Source organism: Streptomyces sp. NPDC005070 (assembly GCF_053600395.1).
In genome coordinates this window covers 1-5,726 of sequence record NZ_JBSFZS010000248.1, presented here as the reverse complement: position 1 = coordinate 5,726, position 5,726 = coordinate 1, and the positions used below count along the sequence as shown (strand labels likewise).

6 protein-coding genes are annotated in these 5,726 nt (G+C 71.6%); 4 read left to right on the top strand and 2 right to left on the bottom strand.

Features of this window, described 5'->3' with window-relative positions; translation table 11 throughout:
- The first annotated feature begins 245 nt into the window (after window positions 1–245).
- Window positions 246–749, top strand: coding sequence for a MarR family winged helix-turn-helix transcriptional regulator (locus ACWEBX_RS36850; RefSeq protein WP_451889104.1), 504 nt, complete (start codon window positions 246–248; stop codon window positions 747–749).
- Here ACWEBX_RS36850 and ACWEBX_RS36845 read toward each other — a convergent pair.
- Window positions 722–1,135 carry a winged helix-turn-helix transcriptional regulator gene (locus ACWEBX_RS36845; RefSeq protein WP_451889103.1) on the bottom strand — a complete coding sequence of 138 codons (414 nt, stop codon included), beginning with the start codon at window positions 1,133–1,135 and terminating at the stop codon, window positions 722–724. The two genes, ACWEBX_RS36850 and ACWEBX_RS36845, sit on opposite strands and share 28 nt — an antisense overlap.
- 122 nt (window positions 1,136–1,257) lie before the next feature.
- Between ACWEBX_RS36845 and ACWEBX_RS36840 the strand changes: the two genes are divergently transcribed.
- The gene (locus ACWEBX_RS36840; protein WP_451889102.1) at window positions 1,258–2,148 is read left to right on the top strand and encodes an NADP-dependent oxidoreductase; all 891 of its coding nucleotides are present in this window, start codon (window positions 1,258–1,260) and stop codon (window positions 2,146–2,148) included.
- A 28-nt stretch (window positions 2,149–2,176) separates the two neighbouring features.
- Here the strand turns inward: ACWEBX_RS36840 and ACWEBX_RS36835 are convergent, their stop codons facing one another.
- A complete protein-coding gene (locus tag ACWEBX_RS36835; RefSeq protein ID WP_451889101.1) occupies window positions 2,177–3,598 on the bottom strand; it encodes an MFS transporter in 1,422 nt (473 codons plus the stop codon).
- Window positions 3,599–3,739: 141 nt separating this feature from the next.
- On the opposite strand from ACWEBX_RS36835, the gene ACWEBX_RS36830 reads away from it, so the two are divergent.
- Complete coding sequence (locus ACWEBX_RS36830) at window positions 3,740–4,831, top strand: LLM class flavin-dependent oxidoreductase (RefSeq protein ID WP_451889100.1); 1,092 nt, start codon at window positions 3,740–3,742, stop codon at window positions 4,829–4,831.
- Window positions 4,828–5,496 carry an FMN reductase gene (locus ACWEBX_RS36825; protein ID WP_451889099.1) on the top strand — a complete coding sequence of 223 codons (669 nt, stop codon included), beginning with the start codon at window positions 4,828–4,830 and terminating at the stop codon, window positions 5,494–5,496. Before ACWEBX_RS36830 ends, ACWEBX_RS36825 begins: the two co-directional genes overlap by 4 nt.
- Window positions 5,497–5,726 lie beyond the last annotated feature (230 nt).

The window sequence follows — 5,726 nt, the reverse complement described above, 5'->3', positions numbered from 1 at the left end:
GCATCAGCCCGTCGCCGTTGGGTGAGGGGTGGGCGTCGGTGGCGACGGGCATCGATGTACCGGCACGGCCCCTTCCGCCGGATCCCGGCTGCGGGTGCGTCGTGGGCGGTCCAGATTTCAGCCCCGGCGCGGAGCCCCAGGCGCGGGCAGGGTGGGGCGGGGAAACGCTTGTGGGGCGGGTGCTCGTTTCCGGGGGTGCGGGGCGTGCGGCGTACGATTTGGCTGGGCTGGTGGAAGGGGGCCGTATGGCCACGGCTGGGGAAGCGCGGGGGCGGCTGCTGGGGGAGCTGGCGGTCGTTTCGCGGCGGTACATGGCCTCGTACGCGCTGTTCAACCAGGCCCTCGCCGATCACGTGGGCCTGCATCCGACGGACGTGCAGTGCGTGAACCTGCTCAGCCTGGAGGACGGGCCTGTGACCACCGGACGGATCGCCGAGATGACGGGGCTGACCACCGGGTCGGCCACGCGGCTGGTGGACCGGCTGGAGAAGGCCGGTTACGTGGTGCGGGAGCGCGATGTGGTCGACCGGCGACGGGTGCTGGTGGCGACCGTGCCCGAGAAGATCGCCGAGTTCGGGCGCATGTGGGAGCGGCTGGGCGCCGGCTGGTACGGCCTGTTCGACGGGCTCGACGACGACGAGGTCGCCCTGGTCATCGGGCACATGCGGCGCACGGTCGACTTCAGCGCCGAGCAGGTCGCACGGCTGCGGTCAGGGGACTTTCAGGACGCCTCGGGCGAGGTGTCGTAGCGCTCGCGGGCCTCGGCGACTTCCTCGATGTGGTGCTCCGCCCAGTCCTTGACGGCGGTGAGCAGGCAGCTCAGGTTCGTGCCCAGCGGCGTGAGTTCGTAGTCGACGCGGACCGGCACGGACGGGGTGACCGTGCGGGAGAGGATGCCGTCGCGCTCCAGTGACCGCAGGGTCTGCGTCAGCATCTTGGGGCTCACTCCGGCGATCTTGCGGCCGAGGTCGCTGTAGCGCATCGGTCCGCCGGCGTCGGCGAGCGCGCTCACGATCAGGCTGACCCACTTGTCGCTGATGCGGTCCAGGAGCTGGTTGGTGGGGCAGCCCTTGAGGAACGCGTCGTACTCGACGCGGGCCTGGTGGCGCCGCTGGGCCGCTGTCGTGGTCGCCATGACGCACCTCCGGGTGACGTACGCACCTTCAGGTGCCTACTTACCAATGGATAGTAACTCTTCCTAGGGTTGTTGTGGCGGGTGAGAGACCCGCGGATGACCTACAGATGGGGTGAGCTGGGATGCGTGCAGCGGTTGTGACGTCGTTCGGTGGTCCGGAAGCCGTCGAGATCGTCGAGGTCGCCCTGCCGGAGCCGGAAGCCCGGCAGGTGCGGATCAAGGTGGCGGCCGCCGGGGTCAACCCCGTGGACGCCGGGGTGCGCGCCGGTGTCTTCGGGGGCGCCGGGAAGCGGCTGGGACTCGGCTGGGATGTGGCGGGTGTGGTGGAGGCGGTCGGGGTCGCCTCGGGGTGGAACGTGGGGGACGAGGTGGTGGCGCTGGCGTACGGGACCGCCAAGCCTCTCGGCACGCACGCCGATCTCGTGGTGGTCGACGCCGACGCGGTGGCCGTGGCGCCCCGCTCGGTCGACGCGGCGCACGCGGCGAGCCTGCCGCTCAACGCGCTGACCGCGGCCCAGGCCCTGGACGGGCTGGGCCTGGAGCCGGGGCAGAGTCTGCTGGTCACCGGGGCCGCGGGCGCGCTCGGCGGGTACGCCGTGCAGCTCGCCGCCCGGCTCGGGGTGAGCGTGACCGCGCTGGCCCGCGAGGGCGACGAGGAGCTCGTACGGTCCCTGGGGGCGGACCGGTTCGTGTCGGACGGTGTGGCCCCGCGGAGCGTGGACGCCGTGCTGGACGCGGCGATCCTGGGCGCGGACGCCCTGGAGTGGGTGCGGGACGGTGGCGCCTTCATGGGCGTCATCCCCGGGGCCCACCCGGCGTCCGTGCGCGGGGTGCGGACCGGTGCCGTGGAGGTCGCCGCCGACGGGGCCCGGCTCGCTGAGCTGGTGGCGCTCGTCGACGAGGGGGCGCTGGCGACCCGGGTGGCCGGGACGTACGCCCTCGACGAGGCCGTCAAGGCCCACGTGCGGCTCGCGGAGGGCGGACTGCGTGGCCGGCTGGTGCTGGTGCCCTAGGGCCGTCCGACCCCGGGCCGGTGGAGTGTCAGTGGTGTTGCTCCGGTGCCTTGAGGGGGAGCAGGCGTACGAGGGGGCAGCACAGGAGGGTGATGGCGGCCACGACGGTGAGGCTCATGGTGGTGGCGTGGGTCCCGCCGCCGTCGGCTCGGAAGTAGACGGTGGTGACGGCGGCGGCGCCCAGGGCGTTGGCGAGCTGCTGGACCGCGCCGAGTGAGCCGCCCGCGCTGCCGGCCTCGGCGGGTTCGATGTCGCCGATGGTGACGTCGTAGAGCGAGCCGAAGCAGGCGCCCATGCCGAGGCCGATGACCAGCAGCGGGGGGACCAGGGCCCAGCCGCCGGTGTCCGTGCCGGAGACGGTGACCAGGGCGAGGAGGTGGGCCGTTCCGGCGAGGGTGACCAGGAAGCCCAGGAGGACGAGGCGGCGGCCCAGGCGGCCGATCAGGCGGTAGCAGGCGATCGAGGCGATGACGATGCCCGCGGACAGGGGCATCAGGGCGAGCGCGGCGCCCGCGGGGGAGCGGCCGAGGCTCTGCTGGAGGAAGAGGGAGACGACGTAGAGGAGCCCGGCGACCGCGGCGAAGAAGACAACGCCGATGACCAGTCCCGAGGTGAAGCCGCGGTTGTGCAGGAGGGAGGGCTTGATCAGGGGACTCGGCGCGGTGCGCTGGCGGTGGCAGAACCCCGCGAAGAGCGCGAGGCCGGCGAGCAGGAGCAGGACGGGGAGCACGCCCCAGCCGTGGGCCGAGCCTTCGACGATGCCGGTGAGCAGGGCGAGCATGGTGGCGCCGAGGAGAACGGAGCCGGGGACGTCGACGGTGGTCGCGCGGTCGCCGGTGTCGTGGGGGAGCAGGCGGGCGGCGGCGAGGAGTGCGGCGCCGCCGAGGACGAGGTTGATGAGGAACATCGGGCGCCAGCCGAGACCGGCGAGGTCGGCGTCGACGATGAGCCCGGCGAGGATCGGGCCGCCGACGGCGGACAGGCCCATCACCGGTCCGAACAGGCTGTACGCCTTGCCGATCTGGTCCCGGGGCCAGGTCGCCCCGAGGATGCCGAAGCCCTGCGGGATGACGAGCGCGCCGAACGCGCCCTGGACGAGACGGGCGGTGACGAGGGTTCCCGGTGTGGGTGCGAGGCCGCAGGCGACCGAGGCGGCGGTGAAGCCCGCGAGTCCGGTCAGGAAGAGCCGGCGGCGGCCGTACTTGTCGCCGAGCCGTCCGCCGAGGACGAGCAGGACGCCGAGCGCGAGGGCGTACGAGGCGCCGAGCCACTGGATGAGGGCGGTGCCGCCGCCGAGGTCGTGGGCGATGGTCGGGGCGGCGATGTTGGTGATGGTGCCGTCGAGGAGGTCGAGGACGTCTGCGGCGAGGACGACGCCGAGGACCGCCCAGCGGATGCGGGAGGGAGGGTGCCCCGAGGTTTCTTTTGTGTCATGCAGTATCTGTGTCACGCAAGTAAATGTGAGGCATGGATCGGGGTGCGGTCAAGCGAGATGACGGAATGGGGGTCCGTCGGTGTGGCGGAATACCTGGGGAGGGGTGGTGGTTCGAGGGTATAGTTGAACAATCAACAAGATGGAGGGTGAGCGACCATGCAGTTCGGGATCTTCAGCGTCGGTGATGTGACACCGGACCCCACCACGGGCAGGGAGCCGAGCGAGCGCGAGCGGATCAAGGCCATGGTCGCCATCGCGCTGAAGGCCGAGGAGGTCGGCCTCGACGTCTTCGCGACCGGCGAGCACCACAACCCGCCGTTCGTGCCGTCGTCACCGACGACGATGCTCGGCTACATCGCGGCGAAGACCGAGAAGCTGGTGCTGTCCACCTCCACCACCCTCATCACCACCAACGACCCGGTGAAGATCGCCGAGGACTACGCGATGCTCCAGCACCTCGCGGACGGCCGGGTCGACCTGATGATGGGCCGCGGCAACACCGGGCCGGTCTATCCCTGGTTCGGGCAGGACATCCGGCAGGGCCTCAACCTCGCCGTCGAGAACTACGCGCTGCTGCACCGGCTGTGGCGCGAGGACGTGGTGACGTGGGAGGGCAAGTTCCGCACACCGCTCCAGTCGTTCACGTCGACCCCGCGTCCGCTGGACGATGTCCCGCCGTTCGTGTGGCACGGCTCCATCCGCTCGCCCGAGATCGCCGAACAGGCCGCGTACTACGGCGACGGCTTCTTCCACAACAACATCTTCTGGCCCGCCGACCACACCAAGCAGATGGTCGAGCTCTACCGCGAGCGGTACGCGCACTACGGGCACGGCACGGCCGAGCAGGCGATCGTCGGCCTCGGCGGCCAGGTGTTCATGCGGGCCAACTCGCAGGACGCCGTACGGGAGTTCCGTCCGTACTTCGACAACGCGCCGGTCTACGGGCACGGGCCCTCCCTGGAGGACTTCACCGAGCAGACGCCGCTGACCGTCGGCTCGCCGCAGCAGGTCATCGAGAAGACGCTGGCCTTCCGCGAGTACGCCGGTGACTACCAGCGCCAGCTCTTCCTGATGGACCACGCCGGGCTGCCGCTCAAGACCGTCCTGGAGCAGCTCGACCTCCTCGGCGAACAGGTCGTGCCGGTGTTGCGCGAGGAGTTCGCCAAGAACCGTCCGGCCGGCGTGCCGGACGCGCCGACCCACGCGGCCCGGGTGGCCGCGGCCAAGGAAGAGGTGACCCGGGTATGAAGCTCGTCGTCGTCTCGGCGGGGCTGAGTGTTCCTTCGTCCACGCGGCTGCTGGCCGACCGGCTGGCGGCCGCGACCGCCGGCCGGGTCCCCGGCGCGGTGGATCTGCGGGTCGTCGAACTCCGGGACCTCGCCGTCGAGATCGCCCACAACTTCACCAACGGCTTTCCCGGCCGGGGGCTGTCCGCCGCGATCGACGACGTGACCTCCGCGGACGGGCTGATCGTCGTCACTCCTGTCTTCTCGGCTTCCTACAGCGGGCTGTTCAAGTCGTTCTTCGACGTGCTCGACAAGGACGCGTTGGCGGGCAAGCCCGTGTTGATCGGGGCGACCGGGGGGACCGGGCGGCACTCGCTCGTTCTCGAGCACGCCCTGCGGCCGTTGTTCGCCTATCTGCGGGCTGTGGTCGTGCCGACCGGGGTGTACGCGGCTTCGGAGGACTGGGGGGTGGAGGGGTTGGCTGAGCGGGTCGAGAGGGCCGGGGGTGAGCTGGCCGGTCTGATGACGGCCCTGGCCGGCTCCTCGGCGCCCGGCCCGACGGAACCCTCGGCCTCGGCCCAGCCCTCGCCCGGGGCGGCCGCCGTCCCTGCCCAGCCTTCGCCCGGTCGGGCGGACGGGTTCCACGTGGTCCCGTTCGCGGAACAGCTCGCGGCGCTTCGGTCATAGCGGGTTTCCTCGCCCCCTCCGCCCCTACCCGTCCCATCCTCTGGGGCTCCGCCCCAGCCCCCGCTCCTCAATCGCCGGAGGGGCTGGATACTGCACCCGCAGCCGGGATCCGGCGGAAGGGGCCGTGCCGGTACATCGATGCCCGTCGCCACCGACGCTCACATCTCCGTCCAACGGCGACGGGCTGATGCACCGGCACCGCCCCCACCCACCCCCCCGACCCCACCCTG